This window comes from Alterinioella nitratireducens, assembly GCF_013155465.1.
In the GTDB taxonomy this organism is placed as follows: Bacteria; Pseudomonadota; Alphaproteobacteria; order Rhodobacterales; family Rhodobacteraceae; genus Alterinioella; species Alterinioella nitratireducens.
This window is the reverse complement of record NZ_JABJVX010000003.1, coordinates 117,274-139,586: the sequence shown is the minus strand read 5'-3', so window position 1 is coordinate 139,586 and position 22,313 is coordinate 117,274. Positions and strand designations below refer to the sequence as shown.

General features: G+C 66.6%; 26 protein-coding genes and 1 tRNA gene. 16 read left to right on the top strand and 11 right to left on the bottom strand.

Annotation, left to right across the window (positions count from 1 at the left end):
* Window positions 1–22: 22 nt before the first annotated feature.
* Window positions 23–181, bottom strand: a complete 159-nt coding sequence (locus tag HNS34_RS06390; protein WP_172319220.1) for a hypothetical protein — start codon at window positions 179–181, stop codon at window positions 23–25.
* Between HNS34_RS06390 and HNS34_RS06385 the strand changes: the two genes are divergently transcribed.
* The gene (locus HNS34_RS06385) at window positions 165–920 is read left to right on the top strand and encodes a sulfite exporter TauE/SafE family protein (protein WP_172319218.1); all 756 of its coding nucleotides are present in this window, start codon (window positions 165–167) and stop codon (window positions 918–920) included. The two genes, HNS34_RS06390 and HNS34_RS06385, sit on opposite strands and share 17 nt — an antisense overlap.
* A gap of 4 nt (window positions 921–924) precedes the next feature.
* Here HNS34_RS06385 and HNS34_RS06380 read toward each other — a convergent pair whose 3' ends face one another.
* From HNS34_RS06380 to HNS34_RS06335, 10 genes are all read right to left on the bottom strand, one after another.
* Window positions 925–1,713, bottom strand: coding sequence for a MauE/DoxX family redox-associated membrane protein (locus HNS34_RS06380; RefSeq protein WP_172319216.1), 789 nt, complete (start codon window positions 1,711–1,713; stop codon window positions 925–927).
* Window positions 1,714–1,794: 81 nt separating this feature from the next.
* A complete protein-coding gene (gene ureG / locus HNS34_RS06375; RefSeq protein WP_172319214.1) occupies window positions 1,795–2,406 on the bottom strand; it encodes an urease accessory protein UreG in 612 nt (203 codons plus the stop codon).
* Complete coding sequence (locus HNS34_RS06370; RefSeq protein ID WP_172319212.1) at window positions 2,403–3,047, bottom strand: urease accessory protein UreF; 645 nt, start codon at window positions 3,045–3,047, stop codon at window positions 2,403–2,405. The genes ureG and HNS34_RS06370 overlap by 4 nt, the downstream gene beginning before the upstream one ends.
* The gene (locus HNS34_RS06365) at window positions 3,037–3,474 is read right to left on the bottom strand and encodes an urease accessory protein UreE (protein ID WP_172319210.1); all 438 of its coding nucleotides are present in this window, start codon (window positions 3,472–3,474) and stop codon (window positions 3,037–3,039) included. Before HNS34_RS06365 ends, HNS34_RS06370 begins: the two co-directional genes overlap by 11 nt.
* 10 nt (window positions 3,475–3,484) lie before the next feature.
* Window positions 3,485–5,194, bottom strand: a complete 1,710-nt coding sequence (gene ureC / locus HNS34_RS06360) for an urease subunit alpha (protein WP_172319208.1) — start codon at window positions 5,192–5,194, stop codon at window positions 3,485–3,487.
* The gene (locus tag HNS34_RS06355) at window positions 5,194–5,499 is read right to left on the bottom strand and encodes an urease subunit beta (protein WP_172319206.1); all 306 of its coding nucleotides are present in this window, start codon (window positions 5,497–5,499) and stop codon (window positions 5,194–5,196) included. The genes ureC and HNS34_RS06355 overlap by 1 nt, the downstream gene beginning before the upstream one ends.
* Entirely contained in the window at window positions 5,496–5,672 is a 177-nt protein-coding gene (locus tag HNS34_RS06350) for a hypothetical protein (protein WP_172319195.1), read from the bottom strand. Before HNS34_RS06350 ends, HNS34_RS06355 begins: the two co-directional genes overlap by 4 nt.
* Before the next feature lie 11 nt (window positions 5,673–5,683).
* Window positions 5,684–5,986, bottom strand: a complete 303-nt coding sequence (locus HNS34_RS06345) for an urease subunit gamma (RefSeq protein ID WP_172319193.1) — start codon at window positions 5,984–5,986, stop codon at window positions 5,684–5,686.
* 1 nt (window position 5,987) lies between these two features.
* Window positions 5,988–6,785: an urease accessory protein UreD gene (locus HNS34_RS06340; protein ID WP_235952639.1), complete on the bottom strand. Its 798-nt coding sequence runs from the start codon at window positions 6,783–6,785 to the stop codon at window positions 5,988–5,990.
* 466 nt (window positions 6,786–7,251) lie between these two features.
* Window positions 7,252–7,341: transfer RNA gene (locus tag HNS34_RS06335), tRNA-Ser, on the bottom strand.
* A 172-nt stretch (window positions 7,342–7,513) separates the two neighbouring features.
* Here HNS34_RS06335 and HNS34_RS06330 point away from each other — a divergent pair.
* From HNS34_RS06330 to phoB, 15 genes are all read left to right on the top strand, one after another.
* Entirely contained in the window at window positions 7,514–8,353 is an 840-nt protein-coding gene (locus tag HNS34_RS06330) for a DUF2059 domain-containing protein (protein ID WP_172319189.1), read from the top strand.
* Between the two features lie 360 nt (window positions 8,354–8,713).
* Entirely contained in the window at window positions 8,714–9,358 is a 645-nt protein-coding gene (locus tag HNS34_RS06325; RefSeq protein ID WP_172319187.1) for a 50S ribosomal protein L21, read from the top strand.
* A 12-nt stretch (window positions 9,359–9,370) separates the two neighbouring features.
* Window positions 9,371–9,640 carry a 50S ribosomal protein L27 gene (rpmA, locus tag HNS34_RS06320; protein WP_172319185.1) on the top strand — a complete coding sequence of 90 codons (270 nt, stop codon included), beginning with the start codon at window positions 9,371–9,373 and terminating at the stop codon, window positions 9,638–9,640.
* 150 nt (window positions 9,641–9,790) lie between these two features.
* A complete protein-coding gene (locus tag HNS34_RS06315; RefSeq protein WP_172319183.1) occupies window positions 9,791–10,330 on the top strand; it encodes a GNAT family N-acetyltransferase in 540 nt (179 codons plus the stop codon).
* Window positions 10,331–10,517: 187 nt separating this feature from the next.
* Window positions 10,518–11,552, top strand: coding sequence for a GTPase ObgE (gene obgE / locus HNS34_RS06310; protein ID WP_172319181.1), 1,035 nt, complete (start codon window positions 10,518–10,520; stop codon window positions 11,550–11,552).
* Window positions 11,540–12,652, top strand: coding sequence for a glutamate 5-kinase (gene proB / locus HNS34_RS06305; RefSeq protein ID WP_172319179.1), 1,113 nt, complete (start codon window positions 11,540–11,542; stop codon window positions 12,650–12,652). Before obgE ends, proB begins: the two co-directional genes overlap by 13 nt.
* 64 nt (window positions 12,653–12,716) lie before the next feature.
* Window positions 12,717–13,982, top strand: a complete 1,266-nt coding sequence (locus HNS34_RS06300; protein ID WP_172319177.1) for a glutamate-5-semialdehyde dehydrogenase — start codon at window positions 12,717–12,719, stop codon at window positions 13,980–13,982.
* 77 nt (window positions 13,983–14,059) lie between these two features.
* On the top strand, window positions 14,060–15,250 hold the full coding sequence (locus HNS34_RS06295) for a trans-sulfuration enzyme family protein (RefSeq protein ID WP_172319175.1): 1,191 nt from the start codon (window positions 14,060–14,062) through the stop codon (window positions 15,248–15,250).
* 6 nt (window positions 15,251–15,256) lie between these two features.
* Complete coding sequence (locus tag HNS34_RS06290; protein ID WP_172319173.1) at window positions 15,257–16,288, top strand: ATP-binding protein; 1,032 nt, start codon at window positions 15,257–15,259, stop codon at window positions 16,286–16,288.
* 167 nt (window positions 16,289–16,455) lie between these two features.
* Window positions 16,456–17,499 (top strand): substrate-binding domain-containing protein, encoded by a 1,044-nt coding sequence (locus tag HNS34_RS06285; protein ID WP_172319171.1) that lies wholly within the window; start codon window positions 16,456–16,458, stop codon window positions 17,497–17,499.
* Between the two features lie 73 nt (window positions 17,500–17,572).
* On the top strand, window positions 17,573–18,748 hold the full coding sequence (gene pstC / locus HNS34_RS06280) for a phosphate ABC transporter permease subunit PstC (protein ID WP_172319169.1): 1,176 nt from the start codon (window positions 17,573–17,575) through the stop codon (window positions 18,746–18,748).
* Window positions 18,745–20,064 carry a phosphate ABC transporter permease PstA gene (gene pstA, locus HNS34_RS06275; RefSeq protein ID WP_172319167.1) on the top strand — a complete coding sequence of 440 codons (1,320 nt, stop codon included), beginning with the start codon at window positions 18,745–18,747 and terminating at the stop codon, window positions 20,062–20,064. The genes pstC and pstA overlap by 4 nt, the downstream gene beginning before the upstream one ends.
* 12 nt (window positions 20,065–20,076) lie before the next feature.
* Window positions 20,077–20,868, top strand: a complete 792-nt coding sequence (pstB, locus tag HNS34_RS06270) for a phosphate ABC transporter ATP-binding protein PstB (RefSeq protein WP_172319165.1) — start codon at window positions 20,077–20,079, stop codon at window positions 20,866–20,868.
* A gap of 19 nt (window positions 20,869–20,887) precedes the next feature.
* Window positions 20,888–21,604, top strand: coding sequence for a phosphate signaling complex protein PhoU (gene phoU / locus HNS34_RS06265; RefSeq protein ID WP_172319163.1), 717 nt, complete (start codon window positions 20,888–20,890; stop codon window positions 21,602–21,604).
* On the top strand, window positions 21,594–22,280 hold the full coding sequence (gene phoB, locus HNS34_RS06260; protein ID WP_172319161.1) for a phosphate regulon transcriptional regulator PhoB: 687 nt from the start codon (window positions 21,594–21,596) through the stop codon (window positions 22,278–22,280). Before phoU ends, phoB begins: the two co-directional genes overlap by 11 nt.
* The last annotated feature ends 33 nt before the right edge of the window (window positions 22,281–22,313 follow it).

Sequence of the window (22,313 nt, the reverse complement as noted above, 5' to 3'; positions counted from 1 at the left end):
GGGCCTGTGCCAATTGTTCTGATCAAGCGGGCGGCGCCCGGTCGACCGAGCGCTCTTGCGGCCCGTCGATGGGCCGCATCCCCATTCCGCGCTCGGAGAGCTTGACTTCGCCGCAGCCGCAAGGCTTTAGCGACAGGCCGATCCCCACCAGCCCGGAGCCGCCCATGCCCGTTCTCGACATCCTCATCCTGCTTGCCGCCGCCTTCGGGGCAGGTGTCCTGAACACCATCGCGGGCGGCGGCACCTTCCTGACCTTTCCGGCGCTGGTCCTGACCGGGGTGCCGCCGGTTGCCGCCAATGCGACCAGCGCGGTGGCGGTGTTTCCGGGCTACCTGGGCGGGGCGCTCGGGTTCCGGGCGGAACTGGCCGCGTTCGACCGCGCCCGCCTGATCCGCCTCACGCTGATCACGCTGGCGGGGGGCATTGTCGGCTCGGGCCTTCTGCTGGTCTCCTCGAACGAGGCGTTCTCGCTTGTCGTGCCCTTCCTGCTGCTGGCCGCAACGCTGGCCTTCCTCTTCGGCGACCGCATCCGCATCTGGGCCGCCGCCCGCGCCCGCAGCCTGACGCCCGAGGGCGCGGCGGGCCTCTTCGCGGTCAGCATCTATGGCGGCTATTTCAATGGCGGGCTCGGCATCGTCCTGCTGGCCCTCTTCGCGCTGTGGGGGATGGTGGACCTGCACCGGATGAACGGGCTGAAAACCGGGCTCAGCTTCGCGCTGTCGGCGATCTCGGTGGCGGTCTTCGCCGTCGCCGGGCTGGTCGTGTGGCCACAGGCGGTGATGATGATGGTCGCGGCGACCCTGGGCGGCTATCTGGGGGCGCCCATTGCCCGCGCCCTGCCGCGCGAGGCCGTCCGCTGGCTGATCGCGCTGATCGGGTTTGGCATGAGCGCGATTTTCTTCGCGCGGCTCATGGGGTAGGCGGTCATATCACCTGCGGCACAAGCATCCAGATGCCCATCCCCAACATCACCAGATTCTCGGTCAGCGAGATCATCCCGAGCGGCACATTGGACTCGCCGCCGACACAGGCGCAGGTGATCTCGCGCTTGTCGATATAGACCGCCTTGATCACGCTGATCGACCCGACCAGGCCGATGAACATGCTGACGGGCGCCACCAGCCAGATCAGCGCGCTGCCGGTGCCAAAAAGGGCCATCATGCCGACGGCGGCATAAAGCTCGGCCACGGGGTAGACATAGGCGTAGGGCACGAAGCGCCGCGCCAGCAGGTCATAGCCCAGAAACCCGTTCACGAAACCGCCGATGTCGCGCAGCTTCTGGATCGCAAGGCCGGCCATGGCGGTGGCGAAGAACCATTTGAGCCAGGTGAAGATCGGGAACCCGTCATAGAGGTTGGCCACCACCGCCAGCGCGATCAGGGCGGCGGCCCCGAAAATGGCGATCACCGGCTGGTAGGTGGTGTCGCCTTCCTCCAGCACGTGGTGACCGAAATGCGCCTTGAGATCGTCGAACCCGCCGATGCGCTTGCCGTCGATATAGGTCTGCGGCGTGGTCTTGACGCCCTCCTTTTCCATGAAGGCATCGGTTTTCTCGCGGGTTTCCAGCCGGTGATCCTCGACCTTGTAGCCATGCCATTTCAGCAGCCAGAGCGATTTCAGCCCGAACGGGCAGAGATGGCCCGGCATGGCCATGCGATAGAGTTCTGCGGTCTTCGTGTCGGTGGCGCTATGGGATGCGGTTGCGTCGGTCATGGGGGCCCTCCCGGTCATGGGTCGGTTTCCCGACAAACGCACGCGCGCGGCGCCAGGTTCCCCCAGGGGCGGAGGACCGGATCAGACTCCTCCAATAGTCTTGATGTGCCTTGCGATCTGCTCGATCCCCTTGCGGTGCCTCAGTGCCGCGAATTCGGTCGGCAGATCGCCCCGCATTCGTGCCGCATCGCGCTCCATCACGCCCAGATCGGCGCCGACATGGGGGGCGAGGTCCGTCTTGTTGATCACCAGAATATCGGAGCGGGTGATCGCAGGCCCGCCCTTGCGCGGGATCTCTTCGCCGGCGGCCACGTCGATGACGTAGATCGTGAGGTCGGCAAGCTCGGGGCTGAAGGTCGCGGACAGGTTGTCGCCGCCGCTTTCGATCAGCACGATATCGAGGTCTGCGTGGCGGGCGTTCATCCGTGCGATGGCGGCGAGGTTGATCGAGGCGTCCTCGCGGATGGCGGTGTGCGGACAGCCCCCGGTCTCGACCCCGATGATCCGGTCCGAGGGCAGGATCTGCATCCGCGTCAACGCCTCGGCATCCTCCTGGGTGTAGATGTCATTGGTAATCACGCCGATCGAATGGGTCTCGCGGAAGATCTCGGCCAGGGCGGCGGTGAGCGTGGTCTTGCCCGCGCCGACCGGGCCGCCGATGCCGATGCGAAGGGGTCCATGGGGGCTGGTCATGTGCGGAATATCCTCGTGGTCTGGGTTTCGTGATGCATCGCGGCGATGTCGGTGAGGAAGGCGGTGCCGGAAAGCCGGGCCAGGTCGCCCTTCGCCGTTGCCTCGGCCAGCGCCGGGATCCGGGCCGTTAGGCGGCGAAGCATGGCCTGGCCCTCGGTCTGGCCGACCGGCAGGAGGCGCTGGCCCGCCGCCACGAGATTGGACAAGAAGGCGTGCAGGTACATCGCCTGGGTCAATGGCAGCGGCAGGGCCTCGCGCGCGGCGGCGGCGCCAATGGCCACCGGATAGGTGTAATCCGCGAACCCGCCATCCCAGATCGCACCGGTCACAATACAGAAGGCCGTGCCTTGCTGCGCGCTTTCCAGCAGCCGCTCGCGCGAGGCCGCAAAGGCGCGCGCCGAGGCGTCGATCCGGTCCAGCTCCGCTCTGGTCTCGGCATGCCAGGCGGCCGCGAGCAGGAGCGCGTCATTATGGCCGGCCCCGTGCCACAGCACCGTTGCCAACCAGTCCTTCAACGTCGCACCGTCGCGCACCCCGCCCGCCTCGACCGCCGCTTCCAGACCGTGGCTATAGGCGAACGCCCCGACCGGATAGGCGGGCGACAGCCACTGGGCCAGGGTCAGGACCGGATCAATGTGCATGGGAATGCGTGCGCCCGTGGCCATAGGCACCGCCCTCGGGCGTAAAGGCTTCCTCGACCTCGGCCAGCGTGGCCCCGAGCGTTTCGAGCATGGCGCGGATCACGTGGTCGCGCTGGATCAGCAGCCGGTTCGCTTCGATCTGGCAGGGCATGTGGCGATTGCCGATATGCCAGGCAAGCCGCGTGAGATCGCCGCGCACGTCAAGCAGGGCCTCGGCGGCGGGCACGACCTCGATCCGCCGCCCGTCATCAAGCGCGAAGGCGTCGCCGCGATCCAGCGACGTCGTCTGTTCGAGATCGACGAGGAACCGCGCGCCGCTATCGGTGGTCAGCACCTTGCGGCGCAGGAACCGCGCGTCATAGCTCAGCGTTACCCGGTCTTCGCCGTGATGGGTATGGATGATGCTGCGGCTTACGGGAAGATCCATCTTCGCCTCCTCAGAACAGAAAATAGCGCTGCGCCATGGGCAGTTCCTGCGCGGGCGCGCAGGTCAGCAACTCGCCATCGGCGCGCACTTCGTAGGTTTCGGGATGAACTTCCATCACCGGGGTTGCGTCGTTGAGCTTGAGGTCCGATTTGCCGATCTTTCGCGTACCGGCCACCGCCAGCGTGTGCTTGGCCAACCCCAGGCTTTCCCGGATCCCTGCGTCTTGCGCCGCCGCGCTGACGAAGGTTACGGCGGCGTTTTCGACCGCCCGCCCATAGGCCCCGAACATCGGCCGGGAATAGACCGGCTGCGGCGTCGGGATCGAGGCGTTGGGATCGCCCATCTGCGCCATGGCGATGGTGCCACCGATCAGCACCATGGCCGGTTTCACCCCGAAAAACGCCGGATCCCACAGCACGAGGTCGGCGCGTTTGCCGGGCTCGACCGACCCGATCTCATGCGCGATGCCATGGGCGATGGCCGGGTTGATCGTGTATTTCGCGATATAGCGGCGCACGCGGAAATTGTCGTTCTCGCCGGTCTCTTCCGCCAGCCGCCCGCGCTGCTTCTTCATCTTGTCGGCGGTCTGCCAGGTGCGGATGATCACCTCGCCGACGCGGCCCATGGCCTGGCTGTCCGATGCGATGATCGAGAACGCGCCCATGTCGTGCAGGATGTCCTCGGCGGCGATGGTCTCGCGCCGGATGCGGCTTTCGGCGAAGGCGACGTCCTCGGGGATCGACTTGTCGAGATGGTGACAGACCATCAGCATGTCGAGATGTTCTTCCAGCGTGTTCACGGTGAAGGGCCGGGTCGGATTGGTCGAGGCGGGCAGCACATGCGCCTCGCCGCAGATCTTGATGATATCCGGGGCATGGCCACCGCCCGCGCCCTCGGTATGGAAGGCGTGGATGGTGCGGCCTTTCATCGCCTTGAGGGTGGTTTCGACGAAGCCGGATTCGTTCAGCGTGTCGGTGTGGATCATCACCTGCACATCCATGGCATCGGCCACCGACAGGCAGCAGTCGATGGCGGCGGGCGTGGTGCCCCAATCCTCGTGCAGCTTCAGCGCGCAGGCGCCGGCCTTGACCTGCTCCTCCAGCGCGGCGGGCAGCGAGGCGTTGCCCTTGCCCGCGAAGGCCAGGTTCATTGGGAAGGCATCCGCCGCCTGCAACATCCGTCCGATATGCCAGGGACCGGGCGTGCAGGTCGTGGCCAGCGTGCCATGCGCGGGCCCGGTCCCGCCGCCGAGCATGGTGGTCAGGCCCGAATGCAGTGCATCCTCGATCTGTTGCGGGCAGATGAAGTGGATATGGCTGTCGAAGCCGCCGGCGGTCAGGATGCGGCCCTCGCCCGCGATGGCCTCGGTGCCCGGTCCGATGACGATATCGACACCGGGCTGCGTGTCCGGGTTGCCCGCCTTGCCGATCGCGGCGATGCGCCCGTCGCGCAGGCCGATATCGGCCTTGACGATGCCGGTATGGTCGACGATCAGCGCATTGGTGATGACGGTATCGACGGCACCCTCCGCGCGTGTGGTCTGGGACTGGCCCATGCCGTCCCGGATCACCTTGCCGCCGCCGAACTTGACCTCCTCGCCATAGGTGGTGAGGTCGCGCTCGACCTCGATGATCAGATCGGTGTCGGCCAGCCGCAGACGGTCGCCGGTGGTGGGGCCGAACATCGCGGCATAATCGGACCGGGAAAGCGTCGCGGGCATCAGAGCGGTCCCATCACGGCTTGATTGAACCCGAAGACCCGCCGCGCGCCGCCGATATCGATCAGGCTCACCTCGCGGCGTTGGCCGGGTTCGAAACGCACGGCGGTTCCCGCCGCGATGTCCAGCCGCATCCCGCGCGCCGCATCGCGGTCGAACTCCAGGGCGTGGTTGGCCTCGGCGAAATGGAAATGCGAGCCGACCTGCACCGGGCGGTCGCCGGTATTGGCGACCATCAGCGTGATTGCCGCGCGGCCCTCATTGAGGGTCAGCGTGCCATCGGCGGGGAGAAGCTCACCGGGGATCATGCGCGCCCTCTCGTGATCACGCGCCGCGTCACCGGCGCGAGTGTCACGGCTGCCACGAGCAAAAGCACGGACCCGGTCCAGTCGGGGGCTTGCATGTGGCTATGGGCGAGCGTCGAGACATCGGCACTGGCAGGCGTCGCGGCAAGCGCAAGAAGGGGCAGAAGGGCTTTCATCCGGGGTCTCCTCAGCGGATCGGTTCATGAACGGTGACAAGCTTGGTGCCGTCGGGAAAGGTGGCCTCGACCTGGACCTCGCGGATCATCTCGGGCACGCCTTGCATGCACATCGCGCGGGTCACGACCTGCGCGCCGTCTTCCATCATGTCGGCGACCGAGCGGCCATCGCGCGCGCCCTCGACCACAGCATCGGTGATCAAGGCAATCGCTTCGGGGTGGTTCAGCAGCACACCGCGCGCAAGGCGCTTTCGCGCCACCTCGGCGGCCATGGAGATCAGCAGCTTGTCTTTTTCTCGCGGGGTCAGGTTCATCTCAGGTCATCCAGCATCGGGGCAGGGGGTTCCCGGTCAGCAACGTGAGCGCCGGGATCAGGACCTGGCGCAGCGCGTGGCTGTCAGGGGCCAGCAGGCGCAGAGCCAGAACATCGTCACCGATCAGGCTGACACCGCCGCTGCGGGGCAACATCGCGCGCAGGGGCGCAAGGCGGGCCTCGGCATCGGGGCCGACATGGACAAGCGACACCAGCGCCCGCGCGCCCGCCGCGACATGGGGGCGGTCAAGCTGCGCCGCGATATCGCCGCAAAGCCGCATCGCATCGAGGTAGAGCGGTTTGCCGGCGCGACGGATCTCGATCCGGTCATCGAGACTTGCGGCGCGCAACTCCTCACCCATGGCCCTGCGCCCGAAGACCAGCGGTTCGACCACCAGCGCCGTTGCATCCGGCGCCAGCGTGACGGTCAAGCGCCGCTTGAGGGCGCAGCCCTCGAACAGGATCGTCTCCTGTGGCAGCCAGGTCATCCGCGCGCCGGACGCGACGTCGAGCCGCGTCACGATCCGCGCGGTTTCACCGGACCGTGCGGCATAGGCGCGCTCGGCCGCCTGGGTCGTCAGTGTCAGCGCGCTGCCCGCCCCGGCGCGCGCCGCGATCGAGAAGGCGTCCCCGCCGGTAAGCCCCCCTGCCGTGTTCACCAGCACCGCGTCGAGCGTTGGCCCGTCACGGCGCGGGAACAGGCATTTGAGCGATCCCTGCTGGCGCAACCCGTCGATCCGGCTGCCGCCTGTCCCCGCTTTCGCGGATAGCCGAACCGCGCCGCGGGCACGCGGCTGCAAGGGCAGCGCAGCATCGCAGGGGATGGGGGCAGCGAGGGTGATGGCGGGCTCCGGTTGACGGTCTCGTGATCGGTCCGGTTCTTCGACACCGTGCCGCGATGCGCCATGAAAAACGCTGGCGCGGCGCGCGCGAAACATCGATTGCCCAATTTGCGGCGCAAGGATTGGGGGCGATGCCCAAGGTTTGGGCAGCTTGCGCCGAAGACGGGCAGGGGATCACCCGCAGGGCCGCTGCGTCGCTGCAAGGCATGCCCGCTTGTCCCGTCCGGTGTGGGCTTTGCTGAACGCCTCGCGGAAAGCCGGGCCAACGGACAGGGCATCCGCCGAGCCCTGACGGGGAGACTGACGCGCCGTCGGCGGATGTCAGGCGACCGGACCAGGAATAACCGGTATGGGATCTGCGTCCACGAGGAAGATGGGCCGCACGGGCGCGACCGACACACTCCGATGCCGCGGCGCAGGATAGTGGCGGAGAGACAGGGATTCGAACCCTGGGTAGGCTTGCACCCACAACGGTTTTCGAGACCGCCCCGTTCGACCACTCCGGCACCTCTCCGCGCTTTTTCCGGGTCGTGGGCCGCGATTTAGAGGCTTGGGGCGGGACGTGCAAGGGCGAAGTGACGCTTTCCCGCCGATCCGGGGCGGCTTGCGGAAAATGGGGTGGATTTGTCGCGCGCGCCTGCCCATCTTGCGCGGCAGACACCTGACCCCGAAAGAGGACCGCCGCCATGCTTCGTGCCGCCCTGACATCCCTGATCTTCGTGCTGGCCAGCGGGCCGGGTGTGGCGCAGACCGCGCCGGAGATCTCGCCCGAGCTTCAGGCGCTCTTTGCCGCCGTCGAGATGGAGGAGAATTTCGAGATCCTGGCCGAGATCGGGCTGGAGGATGCCGTCGACCTGGAGGAGACGCTCTTTCCCGGTCGCGGCGGCGCGGCGTGGCGCGGGATCCTCAGCGGCTATTACCGCGCGGCCCCCCTGCAACAGGTCTTCGTGGAGAGCTTTCCGCAAGACCGGATGAGCGCGGCCGAGATCTCGGCCGCCACCCGGTTCTTCGCCTCCGACCTGGGCCAGCGCATCATCGCGGGCGAATTGGAGGCCTGGCGCGCGATTTCCGATGAGGAGACCGAGACCGTCGCCAACGATGTCTATTTCCGGATGCTGGAGGAGAACGCGCCGCGGATCGAACAGCTGACCCGCTTCAACGAGGTGAACGGGTTCGTCGACCTCAATGTCTCGGGCGCGCTGAACTCGAACTACGCCTTCTATCGCGGCATGTCGGATGCGGGCGCCTATGAGCAGGCGCTGCCGCCGGCGATGATGCTGAACGAGGTCTGGGGCCAGGAGCCAGAGATCCGCCGCAACACGGTTCTGTGGCTCTACTCGTTCCAGGTCATGGCCTATGAAGACCTCACCGATGCCGAGATGGAGGCCTATATCGCCTTTTCCGAGACGCCCGCCGCGCAGGCCTATAATGCCGCGCTTTTCGCCGGGTTCGACGCGGTGTTCGAGACCATGAGCTACCGCCTGGGCACGACCGCCGCGCTGTTCATGTCGGGCGATACGCTGTGATCTGACGGGGCGCGCGTCCGGCGGCAGGCGCCGCTGGCGCCCTTCTTCAGACGCATTGCCATGGGCCGGTGGCGGGGGCGGTGACCACGGGTCTGCGGATGGTGCGCGCGTCAATCGACGGGTTTGAGTATTTGGACCAAGAAGATGGGCAGGTTGTGCGGGATTTTCACGGTTTGAGACTTGACTTGGCCGCGGGGCTGCGGCACATGCAGGCCTCTAACGGACCGCGGGCTTTCTGACGGTCCACATGATCTATTCAACGGATGTCCCGAAACGGGGCACGCAGCCCGAGGCGCGGAACGGTTCCGCGACAACACCTTGATAGGGGCCGCAGGGCGCGGGAAAAGAAGGAAGACGACGATGTTTGCGGTCCTCAAGACCGGTGGCAAGCAGTACAAGGTGCAGTCCGGTGACGTTCTGCGCGTTGAGAAACTGGCCGCCGATGCAGGTGAAACCATCCAGTTCAACGAGATCTTGATGCTTGGCGGGGACACCACCACGCTCGGGACGCCCTCGATCGCCGGTGCCGCCGTGCAGGCCACCGTGATCGACCAGATCAAGGGCGACAAGGTGATCAATTTCGTCAAGCGCCGCCGCAAGCATGGCTCGCAGCGCACGCGCGGGCATCGCCAGAAACTGACCCTGGTGCGGATCACCGACATCCTTGCATCGGGCGGCGACAAGACCGGCGTCAAGGCAGCCATTGGCGGCACCGCCGCCGAGGCCGCGGCCCCCGCGCCCAAGCCCGCCGCGAAGAAAGCCGCCCCGAAAAAGGCCGAGGCGCCCAAGGCGGCGGCCGCCGCTGGTGGCGACGACCTGAAGGCGCTGACCGGTGTCGGCCCGGCGCTGGAGAAGAAGCTGCATGAGGCGGGTGTCACCACCTTCGCCCAGATCGCGGCGTTCACGCCCGAGCAGATCGAAGAGATCGAGGAAAAGCTGTCCTTCAAGGGCCGTATCGAACGCGATGGCTGGGTCGAACAGGCCCAGGCCAAGCTCGCAGAATAAGGAGACCAACCCATGGCACATAAAAAAGCAGGCGGTAGCTCCCGGAACGGCCGCGATTCAGCGGGTCGTCGTCTTGGCGTCAAGAAATACGGCGGCGAGAGCGTGATCCCCGGCAACATCATCATGCGTCAGCGCGGCACCAAGATGTGGCCGGGCGAGGGCGTCGGCATGGGCAAGGATCACACGATCTTCGCCACCGCCGAGGGGTCGGTGAAGTTCCACAAGGGCCTCAAGGGCCGCACCTTCATTTCCGTGCTGCCGGTGGCCGAGGCCGCTGAATAAGCCGCTCCTTTCTGACAAGTTACAAAGGGGGATCGGCGCAACATCCGGTCCCCCTTGATCGTTCAAGGTCTTGCGATCGGATCTTGCCGCCCCCAGATTTACGTAAGGGCAATCGGGGCTCCGACCCCACACTGTTCTGGGAGGGACAGAATGAAACAGGAAACTATCGTTCAGCAGCCCATCATCGAAACCCCCCGCTTCGTCCTGCGCCCGCTGCGCATGTCCGATGTCGGCCTGTTGGAGCTTTATGCCGCCGACCGGCGCGTGGCCGAGATGACCACCACAATCCCCCATCCGCTGCCCCCCGGTGTGGCCGAGGCCTTCGTGGCGCGGGCGCAAAAGCCGACCCGCACGGAACATGTCTGGGCGATGGACGCCTCGGAACAGGGCGGCGCGGAGCTGATGGGCGTGATCAGCCTGGAACAGATGAGCCGCAACCAGGCCGAGATCGGCTATTGGGTGGCGCCCGCGATGTGGAACACCGGGCTTGCCTCCGAGGCCGTCAAAGCGATGGTCCGGGCCAATCCGCTGACCAATGACACGATGTTCGCCAGCGTCTTCCAGGACAATCCCGGTTCGGCCCGCGTGCTGACCAATGCGCGCTTCGACTATCTCGGCGATGCCGAGGCATTCTGTGTTGCGCGCGGCGCGAAAGTGCCGACCTGGACCTATCTGCGCAAGTTCGCCTGAGGCCAAATCCCCATGCCGGATGACGCGACCTTTTCGGCGGCGTCTTTGACGGTGCGCGGTTCCCTCTCCTCCGATTGGCGGCGGGCGCCGGCGATCGGCGGGCGGGCGGAGGGTCCGCACGGGGCTTGAGCCTGCGCGCGATTGCCTCTATCGCCTCAACCCGACCCGATCCGAAAGCGTAAGCGCCATGAAATTCCTCGACCTTGCCAAAGTCCATATCCGCTCCGGCGCGGGGGGCGGCGGCTGCGTCTCCTTCCGGCGCGAGAAATTCATCGAATATGGCGGCCCCGATGGCGGCGATGGCGGGCGCGGCGGCGACGTGATCGTCGAGGTGGTGGACGGGCTGAACACGCTGATCGACTTTCGCTACCAGCAGCATTTCTTCGCCAGGAACGGCCAGCCCGGCATGGGCAACCAGCGCACCGGCAAGGATGGCGCCGATATCGTGCTGCGCGTGCCGGTGGGGACCGAGATCCTCGAGGAAGACCAGGACACCGTCATCGCCGACCTGACCGAGTTGGGCGAAACCTACCTGTTGGCGCGCGGCGGCAATGGCGGCTTCGGCAACCTGCACTTCAAGACCTCCACCAACCAGGCCCCGCGCCGCGCCAATCCCGGCCAACCGGGGGTTGAGCGCACGATCTGGCTGCGGCTGAAGTTGATTGCCGATGTCGGGCTGCTCGGCCTGCCCAATGCGGGCAAATCGACCTTCCTGGCCGCGACGTCCAACGCGCGGCCCAAGATCGCGGATTACCCGTTTACGACGCTGCACCCGAACCTGGGCGTGGTTGGCGTCGACAATGCCGAATTTGTCGTGGCCGATATTCCGGGCCTGATCGAGGGCGCGCATGAGGGCAGGGGGCTTGGCGACCTCTTCCTGGGCCATGTCGAACGGTGCGCGGTCCTGCTGCACCTCATTGACGGCACGGCCGAGGATGTGGTCGAGGATTACCGAACCATTATTCACGAGGTCGAAGCCTATGGCCCGGCGCTGTCGGACAAGCCCCGCCTGACCGTGCTGAACAAGATCGACGCCCTGAGCGAGGAAGAGCTGGCCGAGAAGACCGCCGCGCTGGAGACCGTGGCGGGCCCCGTCATGGCGATGTCTGGCGCAGCACATACCGGCCTCATCGAGGTTCTGCGCGCCCTGCGCTCGCGCATCGACGCCGACCGGTTGCGCCTGCGCGAGGACAAGGAAGAGCCCGAGACATGGCAGCCCTGAACCTGAGCGATGCGCGCCGGCTGGTGATCAAGATCGGCTCGGCCCTTCTGGTGGATCGCCAGACCGGGGCGCTCAGGGCCGATTGGCTGCACGGCCTGGCCCGCGACGTGGCCCGGATCAAGGCACGCGGCACCGATGTCGTCCTGGTCTCGTCGGGCTCCATCGCGCTTGGCCGCTCGGTCCTGACCCTCGGCAATGGCCAGCTCTCGCTCGAACAGAGCCAGGCCGCCGCCGCCGTCGGCCAGATCCGCCTGGCGCGCGCCTATGAAGAGGCGCTGGACCCGCATGACATCCGCACCGCGCAGGTGCTCCTGACGCTGGAGGACAGCGCCGATCGCCGCCGCTACCTCAACACGCGCAACACGCTGGCGATGCTGCTCAATCTCGGCGTGGTGCCCATCGTCAACGAGAACGACACCGTGGCGACGGATGAGATCCGTTATGGCGACAATGACCGGCTGGCGGCGAATGTGGCGGCGATGGCGGGGGCGGATCAGCTGGTCCTCCTGTCGGATGTGGACGGGTTCTATTCCGCCAACCCGACGACTGACCCAGGCGCAAGTTTCTTCCCCGTCATCGACATGATTACCCCCGAGATCGAGGCGATGGCGGGCGACGCGGGATCGGGCCTCAGCAAGGGCGGCATGAAGACCAAGCTGATGGCCGCGCGCACCGCGACGGCGGCGGGCTGCGCCATGGCGATCGCCGAGGGCTCGGTGATGGAGCCGCTTCGCGCGATGGAAACCGGTGCCCGCGCCACCTGGTTCACCGCGACGCAGGACCCGCAGACCGCGCGCAAGCACTGGATCGCCGCGATGAAACCGCGCGGCACCGTGACGCTGGATGCAGGTGCCGTGGCGGCCCTAGCCCGTGGCAAGTCGCTCTTGCCCGCGGGCGTCACCACCGTCACCGGCAGCTTCCGGCGCGGTGACCCCGTGACTCTGGCAGGCCCCGACGGGCTCCGCCTCGGCCTCGGCCTGACCCGTTACACCGCCCAGGAGGCCGCCGCCATCGCCGGTCACAGGTCGTCCGAGATCGAGGAGATCCTCGGCTATCCCGGCCGCGCCGCCCTCATTCACCGCGATGACATGGCCCTCTGATCCCCCTATCTTCTTGGTCCCAAATACTCATAATCCGCCCGCAACACGTCCCGGAGCCTCACTCATGAAAGACCATGCCGACATCCCCGCCCTGATGGACGAGATGGGCGCGCGCGCGAATGCCGCCGCTGCCACGCTGGCCTTCGCCCCGTCAGAGGCCAAGGCCAAGGCGCTGAACGCTGCCGCCGATACGGTCTGGAAGCGCCGCGCCGAGATCATCGCGGCCAATGCCAAGGACCTGGAGTTTGGTCGCGACAAGGGGCTGTCGGAGGCGATGATGGACCGGCTGCTGCTGGATGAAGCGCGGGTGAAATCCATCGCCGACGGTCTGCGCGCCGTGGCGGGGCAGGATGATCCCGTCGGCGCGGTGATCGCGGAATGGGACAGGCCCTCGGGCCTGCATATCAGCCGCGTCCGCACGCCGCTCGGCGTCATCGGCGTGATCTATGAAAGCCGCCCCAACGTGACGGCGGATGCCGGCGCGCTCTGCCTGAAATCGGGCAATGCCGTGATCCTGCGCGGCGGCTCGGAGAGCCTCAACAGCTCCGCCCTGCTGGCCGACTGCCTGCGCGAGGGGTTGCGCGCCGCCGACCTGCCCGAGGATGCGATCCAGCTTGTGCCGACCCGCGACCGGGCGGCGGTGTCGGCGCTGCTGACCTTGACTGAGTATGTCGATGTCATCGTGCCGCGCGGCGGCAAGGGGCTGGTGGGGCTGGTCCAGCGCGAGGCGCGGGTGCCGGTCTTTGCCCATCTCGAAGGCATCTGCCATGTCTATGTCGACGCCGCCGCTGACCCGGTCAAGGCGCTGGACGTCGTGCTGAACGCCAAGACGCGGCGCACCGGCATTTGCGGCTCGGCGGAATGCCTGCTGATCCACCGGCAGGTGTTGGACACGATCGGGCAGGGCGTGATCCGCGCATTGATCAGCGCCGGTGTCGATGTGCGCGGCGACGCGACCCTGCAGGCCATCGACGGAGTCTCCGCGGCTGCTCCGGAGGATTTCGGACAGGAATTCCTGGACATGATCATCGCCGCCCGCGTGGTCGATGATATCGACGCGGCCATCGCCCATATCCGAACCTACGGCTCGAACCACACCGATGCCATCATCACCGAGGATGACGAGGCCGCCGCGCGCTTCTTCCAGCGGCTCGACAGCGCGATCCTGATGCGCAACGCCTCGACCCAGTTCGCCGACGGGGCCGAGTTCGGGATGGGGGCCGAGATCGGCATCGCCACCGGCAAGCTGCACGCGCGCGGGCCGGTCGGGGCGGAACAGCTGACCTCGTTCAAATATCTCGTCACGGGCGACGGCACCGTGCGCCCGTAAGACGTATCGGGCCGAAATTCTTCGCAAGAATTTGGCCCAATTTTTCCGAAAAATTGCCCCTCTCCGAAAGTGCAGTGATGACCCGACGCAACACCCCCCAGACCCTGATCCGCCGCTTGGCCTTCCCCGATAGTGTCAGCCGCGCCGTGGTGACGCCGATCCAGCAATCGGTGGTCTACGCCTCGCCCTCGCCCGACATGCTGGACGCGCAATATGAAGGCCGCGAGGCGGGCTATACCTATGCCCGCGAAGGCCATCCCAACGCCGATGTCCTCGCTGCCAAGATCGACATGCTGGAAGGCGGGACGGGCGGCATCGTCACCGGATCGGGCATGGCCGCCGTTACCGCGGCGCTCATGGGGCTTCTGAAGGCAGGCGACCACGTCATCGGCGGCGATCAGCTCTATGGCCGCTCGCTGCGGATGATGCGTGAAGACCTGCCGCGCTTCGGGATCGAGACCAGCCTGACAGACCCCACCGATGCCGCCGCCATCGAGGCCGCGATCCGGCCCGAGACAAAGATGATCCTGGTCGAGGTCGTCTCCAACCCGACCCTGCGCGTGGCCGACATGGCCGCGATTGCCAAGATCGCAAAGCGTCACGGCGTGTGGCTGGCCGTCGACAACACCTTCACCACGCCGCGCGCCTACCGGCCCTTTGACCACGGTGCCGATATCGTCATCCATTCCGTCACCAAGCTGCTTGCAGGCCATTCCGACGTGACGCTTGGCTATGTCGTCGCCCGCGACCCCGAACTGACGCAGGCGATGCGGGTCTTTGCCGTCACCACCGGCCTGACGCCGAGCCCGAATGAATGCTGGCTGGCCGAACGTGGCCTCTTCACCTTCGATCTGCGCTTTGACCGGGCGCAGGCAAACGCGGCGGCGCTGGCCGATTTCCTGGCCGAACAGCCGGGTGTGGCCCGCGTGCTCTATCCGGGCCGGTCGGACCACCCCGACCACGCCCGCGCCAAGGCGCTTCTCGGCGGGAATTTCGGCAACATGGTCAGCTTCGAGATCGAAGGCGGGCGGGCGCAGACCAACGCGTTGGTCGAGGCCATGCCCGAGGTCGCCTTTGCCCCCACGCTCGGCGATGTCGGCACTACGCTCAGCCATCCCGCGACCTCCTCGCACCGGGTCATGACCCCGGAACAGCGCGCGGAACTGGGCATGTCGGAAGGCTTCTTCCGCATCTCAGTGGGCATCGAGGAGATCGAGATCCTCAAGGCCGATTTCGGCGCCGGCTGTGCTGCGGCGGCGGCGGTCTAGGACAATATGCCCGACCTGCCCCTGATCCTGCGCGGCGTGCCCGACCCGATGATCGTGATCGGGGCGGATGGGTTGATCACCGATATGAACCCGGCGGCGCGCGGTCTCTTCGGGGATTGGGCGCTTGGCCGCGATCACGGTGCGGTGCTGCGCCAGCCCCCGGTTCTGGCCGCCATCGCGGCGGTTCTGGGCGGCGAGGGCGAGGGCCAGGCCGATTTCACCCGCACGCAACAGGGCCGCGACGTGCTCTACCGGGTCACAATCACGCGGCTGACCGAGGGCGCGGGCCTGCTGCATTTCGCCGATGTCACCCATATCGGCGAGGCCGAGGAGATGCGGCGCGGCTTCGTCGCCAATGTCAGCCATGAATTGCGCAGCCCGCTGACCGCGCTGATGGGGTTCATCGAGACCCTGCGCGGCCCGGCCCGCGACGATCCCGAGGCGCGGATGCGGTTTCTGGACATCATGGAGGAGGAGGCGCAGCGCATGAACCGGCTGGTCTCGGACCTTCTCAGCCTTGCGCGGGTCGAAGGCACCGAGCGCCAACGCCCCGCGCACCCCGTCGATCTGCGTGGCGTGCTGGAGGGCGTGGCCGCCACCCTCAAGGGCCAGGCCGAGGCCCAGGGGTCAAAGCTGGAGATCACGGGCGAGACGGGCGGGCCGATCCCCGGCGACCGCGATCAGCTGACCCAGGTTTTCGTGAACCTGACCGAGAACGCGCTGAAATACGGCGGCCCGAATCGGCCCGTGACGCTGGCGCTGAGCGAGGCCGCCGCCGGTCCGGGCTTTCGCCACCCGCATCTGCGCGTCGACGTGATCGACCGGGGGGCAGGGATCGAGCCCGCCCATCTGCCGCGCCTGACCGAACGTTTCTACCGCGTCGACAGCCACCGCAGCCGCGCGATGGGGGGGACGGGCCTGGGGCTGGCGATCGTGAAACACATCCTCAACCGGCATCAGGGCAAGCTGACGATCAGGAGCCGGACGGGCGAGGGCAGCGTGTTCAGCGTCTTCCTTCCGAAAGGCAGCGCCGATTAAGGGCCCGCAGGTGGTTTTTTCGGCCAGCCGCCCAATTCGATCCGCCTTGTCATGAAACTGTTACATCGCCGTCACAAAACCTCAGCGCGACGTCTTTAGTGGCGGGGCAGGGACCGCGAACTGTATCGCGGGGCCCGTCTGACAAAAACCTGAGGGAACTCTGAGCCATGTCTATCGCCTATTCCACCGCTTCCGCCCTGGCCATCCTGGCCGTGACCGCCACCGCCGCCGCCGCGCAAAGCCGCGACAACGTGCAGATCGCGGGGTCGTCCACGGTTCTGCCTTATGCCACCATCGTTGCCGAGGCCTTCGGCGAGAACTTCGATTTCCCGACCCCGGTGGTCGAATCGGGCGGTTCCTCGACCGGTCTGCGCCGCTTCTGCGAAGGCGTGGGCGAGACCACCACCGACATCGCCAACTCCTCGCGCCCGATCCGCGAAAGCGAGATCGCGACCTGCGCCGAAAACGGCGTGACCGAGATCATCGAAGTGCGCATCGGCTATGACGGCATCGTCTTCGCCTCGGACATCAACGGCCCGTCGTTCGAATTCACCCCCGCCGACTGGTACCAGGCGCTGGCCGCCGAATTGCCCATGGATGGTGCGATGATCGCCAACCCGAACACGGCCTGGAACGAAGTGAACCCCGACCTGCCCGCGCAGGAGATCGCCGCCTTCATCCCCGGCACCCGCCACGGCACCCGCGAGGTCTTCGACGAGAAGGTGATCTTGCAGGGCTGCGAGGACAGCGGCGCCTATGAGGCCATCCTGGACATCAACGGCGGCGATGAAGACGCGGCCGAGGAAACCTGCATGTCCATCCGCGGCGACGGTGTCTCGGTCGATATCGACGGCGACTACACCGAAACGCTGGCCCGCATCTCGGCCAACCCCGAAGGCATCGGCGTGTTCGGCCTGTCCTTCTACCAGAACAACACGGCCTCCCTGCAGGTTGCCACGATGAACGATGTCGTGCCCTCGACCGAGACCATCGCCAGCGGCGAATACCCGGTCTCGCGGCCCTTGTTTTTCTACATCAAGGCCGACCATCTGGACGTGATCCCCGGCCTGCGCGAATATGCCGAGTTCTTCGTTTCCGATGAGATCGCCGGCCCCTGGGGCCCGCTGGCCGCCTATGGGCTGGTCTCCGACCCCGAGCTTGCCGCGACGCAGGCGGTGGTCGCGAACGGCACCACCATGGACGCGATGTAAGCCGGCCCGAACCGGGTCAATGGGGGGCAGGGCGCGTGTCCTGCCCCCCCACAGTTTTTGACGGATCCCCGATATGCCGCTTCTCTGGATCATCGCCGCCACTCTCGCCCTTGGCGCCGCGGGCTACTGGCTTGGCCGCGCGCGCGCCCTGCACCTGACGGGGGGCAGTCCCGCCGCGCTGCATTCCCTGCCGCATGCCTATGGCGCGATCACCGCGCTGGCGGCCCTGATCCCCGGGTTTGCCCTGCTGGTCCTGGCGCTCATGGCCTGGCCCGGCGGCACGATCCTGGCCCCGGTCCTGGCCGTGATCGGCCTTGGCCTCGCGCTGATCCGGATCACACCCGAGTTCCGCGCCCGCACGGCGTTGGAGCGCTGCATCCTCGCGGGCCTCATCACCGCCTCCTCCATCGCGATCCTGACGACCTTCGGTATCGTCGCCTCGATGCTGGTGGAAACGGCGGATTTCTTCAGCCTCTACCCCTGGCAGCAGTTCTTCTTTGGTCTGGAATGGATCCCCAGTTTCGAGGGCGGCTCCGAGCTTGGCCTGATCCCGTTGCTTTGGGGCACGCTCTACATCACCTTCATCGCGCTGCTGGTGGCCGTTCCCGTCGGGCTTTTCGCGGCGATCTACATGGCCGAATATGCGGGCCCGCGCTTTCGCGCCATCGCCAAGCCGCTGATCGAGGTGCTGGCGGGCATTCCCACCATCGTCTACGGCCTTTTCGCGCTGGTCACGGTCGGGCCGCTCCTGCGCGACTGGTTCGCAGCACCGATGGGGCTTGGCACCTCGTCCTCCTCGGTGATGACGGCGGGGCTGGTCATGGGCATCATGCTCATTCCCTTCGTCTCGTCCCTGTCGGACGACATCATCAACGCGGTCCCGCAATCTCTACGTGATGGGGCCTACGGGCTTGGGGCCACGCAATCCGAGACCGTGCGCCAGGTGATTCTGCCCGCGGCCCTTCCGGGCATTGTCGGCGCGGTCCTTCTGGCGACCTCGCGCGCCATCGGCGAGACCATGATCGTGGTGATGGGGGCAGGGGCGGCGGCGCGTCTCAGCCTCAACCCGTTCGAGGCGATGACCACCGTGACCGTCAAGATTGTGGGCCAGTTAACGGGGGATACCGATTTTTCCAGCCCCGAGGCACTGGTCGCCTTCGCGCTTGGCCTGACCCTCTTCGCGATCACGCTCTGCCTCAACATCCTCGCGCTTTACATCGTGCGCCGCTACCGGGAGCAGTATGAATGACCCAGTCCAGTTCCCTTCTGACCGCCGATCCGCGCACCAGGGCCCGCAATCGCGCCGAGGCCCGGTTCCGCGCCTTCGGCCTTGCCGCCGTGATCACCGGGCTGGCGGCGCTGGCGCTTCTGGTGATCTCGGTCATCGGCAACGGCGCGGGCGCGTTCCGCCAGACCTACCTGACCATCCCCGTGACGCTGAGTGCCGACCGGCTGGACCCCGAGGGCAACCGCGACCCCGCCGAAATGGCCCGCGTGACGACCTTCGGCTACGCGCCCCTGCTGGCGCAATCCTTGCAGATGCACCTGCAAGCCGAGGGGATCGACCTGACCGGAGTCAGCCCGCAGGCCCTGATGGGCATGATCAGCCAGGAGGCCCCGGCGCAGGTCCGCGCCATGGTGCTGGCCAACCCCGACATCCTGGGCGAGACGCTGGAGCTTGAGATGCTGGCAAGTGGCCGGATCGACGGCTATTTCAAGGGCCGCGTGACGCTGGAAAGCGCCGAGCGCGACGCCAATGTCAGCCCCGCACAGATCCGGCTGGCGCAGGCGATGGCGGATGCCGGCATGATGGAGACGCGATGGAACTGGGCCTTCCTGACCGGCCCCGATGCCTCGGACCAGCGGCCCGAGGCGGCGGGGCTTGGCGTGGCGATCCTGGGCTCGCTCTACATGATCGGGGTGGTTCTTGTGCTGGCGCTGCCGATCGGCGTCGCGGCCTCGATCTATCTTGAGGAATTCGCCCCCAAGAACCGCCTGACCGATATCATCGAGGTCAATATCTCGAACCTCGCCGCCGTGCCCTCGATCGTCTTCGGCATCCTCGGCCTTGCGATCTTCATCAACCTCGCGGGGCTGCCGCAATCGGCCCCCATCGTCGGCGGTCTCGTCCTGACCCTGATGACGCTGCCGACCATCATCATCGCGACCCGCGCCGCCCTGCGCGCCGTGCCGCCCTCGATCCGCTCCGCGGCGCTTGGTCTTGGCGCGTCGAAAATGCAGGCAGTGTTCCACCATGTGCTGCCGCTGGCGGCACCCGGTATCCTGACCGGCACCATCCTGGGCCTTGCGCAGGCGCTTGGCGAAACCGCGCCCTTGTTGCTTATTGGCATGGTGGCTTTCGTGCGCGAATATCCCGACATGCCGCCCGAGGGGCTGTTCGATCCCGCCTCGGCGCTGCCGGTGCAGGTCTATAACTGGACACAGCGCGCCGATCCGGCTTTCGTCGAACGCGCGGCGGGGGCGACCATCGTGCTTCTGGTCTTCCTGGTCGCCATGAACCTGATCGCGGTGCTGTTGCGCCGCCGCTTTGAACGCCGCTGGTAAGAGGGGCATGAGATGAGAGATATGACCGTGACAGATGCCACCGTGACCGCCTCCAAATTCTCGGCGCAGGGCGTCGATGTCTTCTATGGCGACACCCACGCCATCAAGGGCGTCGATGTCGAGATCCCCGACAAGACCGTGACCGCCTTCATCGGGCCGTCGGGCTGTGGCAAATCCACCTTTCTGCGCTGCCTGAACCGGATGAACGACACTATCGACACCGCCCGCGTGACCGGCACGATCCTGCTGGATAACGAGGATATCCACGCCCCCGGCGTAGACCCCGTTCAACTGCGCGCCAAGGTCGGCATGGTGTTCCAGAAGCCCAACCCGTTCCCCAAGTCGATCTATGACAACGTGGCCTATGGCCCGCGCATCCACGGGTTGGCACGCAACAAGGCGGAACTGGACGAGATCGTCGAGACATCCCTGCGCCGCGCCGCGCTGTGGGAGGAGGTCAAGGACCGGCTGGCGGCCCCCGGCACCGGCCTTTCCGGCGGCCAGCAACAGCGCCTGTGCATCGCGCGCGCGATTGCCACGGGGCCCGAGGTTCTGCTGATGGATGAGCCCTGCTCGGCGCTCGATCCCATCGCCACGGCACAGGTGGAGCAACTGATCGACGAATTGCGCAGCCGGTTTTCCGTGGTGATCGTGACCCATTCCATGGCCCAGGCCAGCCGCGTCAGCCAGAGGACGGCGTTCTTTCACCTCGGCGAACTGGTCGAGATCGGCGATACCGAACATATCTTCACCACGCCCAGTGACCCGCGCACGGAATCCTACATCACAGGCCGCATCGGCTGAGCCACCCCGGAGAGACGAGATGGAAAACCAGACACATATCCTGCGCGCCTTCGACCGCGACCTGGAGGGGATTCAGGCCAGCATCATGAAGATGGGCGGGCTGGTCGAGGCGGCAATATCGGATGCAGCGAAGGCGCTGGAAACCCGCGACGCGGAGCTTGCCCAGAAGGTCAGGGCAGGTGACAAACCCATCGACGCGCTGGAACATGCCGTCAACGAGGACGCGGCCCGTATTCTCGCGCTGCGCCAACCCATCGCGGGCGATTTGCGCACCGTGCTGACCGTCTTCCGCCTTTCCGGCGCGCTGGAGCGGATGGGCGATTACGCCAAGAACATCGCCAAGCGCACCGGCGTGTTGATGGAGATGGACGAGATCGAGGGCACCACGAAATCGCTGCGCCGTATGGCCCGGCTGGTGGAACTGATGCTGAAGGACGCACTGGACGCCTATATCCAGCGTGACGTCGATCTTGCCCACGACGTGCGCGACCGCGACCTGGAGGTCGACCAGATGTATTCGGGCCTGTTCCGCGAATACCTGACCTTCATGATGGAGGATCCGCGCAACATCACGCCCTGCATGCACCTGCATTTCATCGCCAAGAACATCGAGCGCATGGGCGATCACGTCACCTCGATCTGCGAGCAGGTAATCTACCTTGTCGATGGCGCCTACCCGGATGAGGACCGCGAGAAGGGCGATGCCACCGCGACGGGGGCGCCGGATGCCGGGTGAGCCACTGATCCTCGTGGTCGAGGATGAGGCGGCGCAGCGCGAGGTGCTGGCCTACAATCTGCGCGCCGAAGGGTATGAGGTGGCAACAGCGGATGCGGGCGATATCGCGCTGGACCTGGTGCGCGAGACTCCGCCCGACCTGATCGTGCTGGACTGGATGTTGCCGCATGTCTCGGGCCTGGAAATCTGCCGCCAGTTGAAGACCGGCAAGGACACCCGCGCCATCCCCGTCATCATGCTGAGCGCCCGCTCGGAGGAGGTCGACAAGGTGCGCGGGCTGGAAACCGGGGCCGATGATTACATGATCAAGCCCTATTCGGTGGCCGAGCTGCTGGCGCGCATCCGCACCCAGTTACGCCGCACCCGCCCCGCCGCCGTGGGCGAGGTGCTGAGCTATGGCGACATCGCCATGGACATGACCGAACACCGGGTCAGCCGGAACGGGCGGGAGGTCTCGCTCGGGCCGACCGAATACCGGCTGCTGGCCGTGTTCCTGGAGCGCCCCGGCAGGGTCTGGAGCCGCGATCAGTTGCTCGACCGGGTCTGGGGCCGCGATGTCTATGTCGATACCCGCACCGTCGATGTCCATATCGGGCGGCTGCGCAAGGCGCTTGGCGCGGCGGGCGGCGAAGACCCCATCCGCACGGTGCGCGGCGCGGGTTATGCACTAGGTTAAGTTTAGACTGTAAATACTTGTTACTGTGTGAAA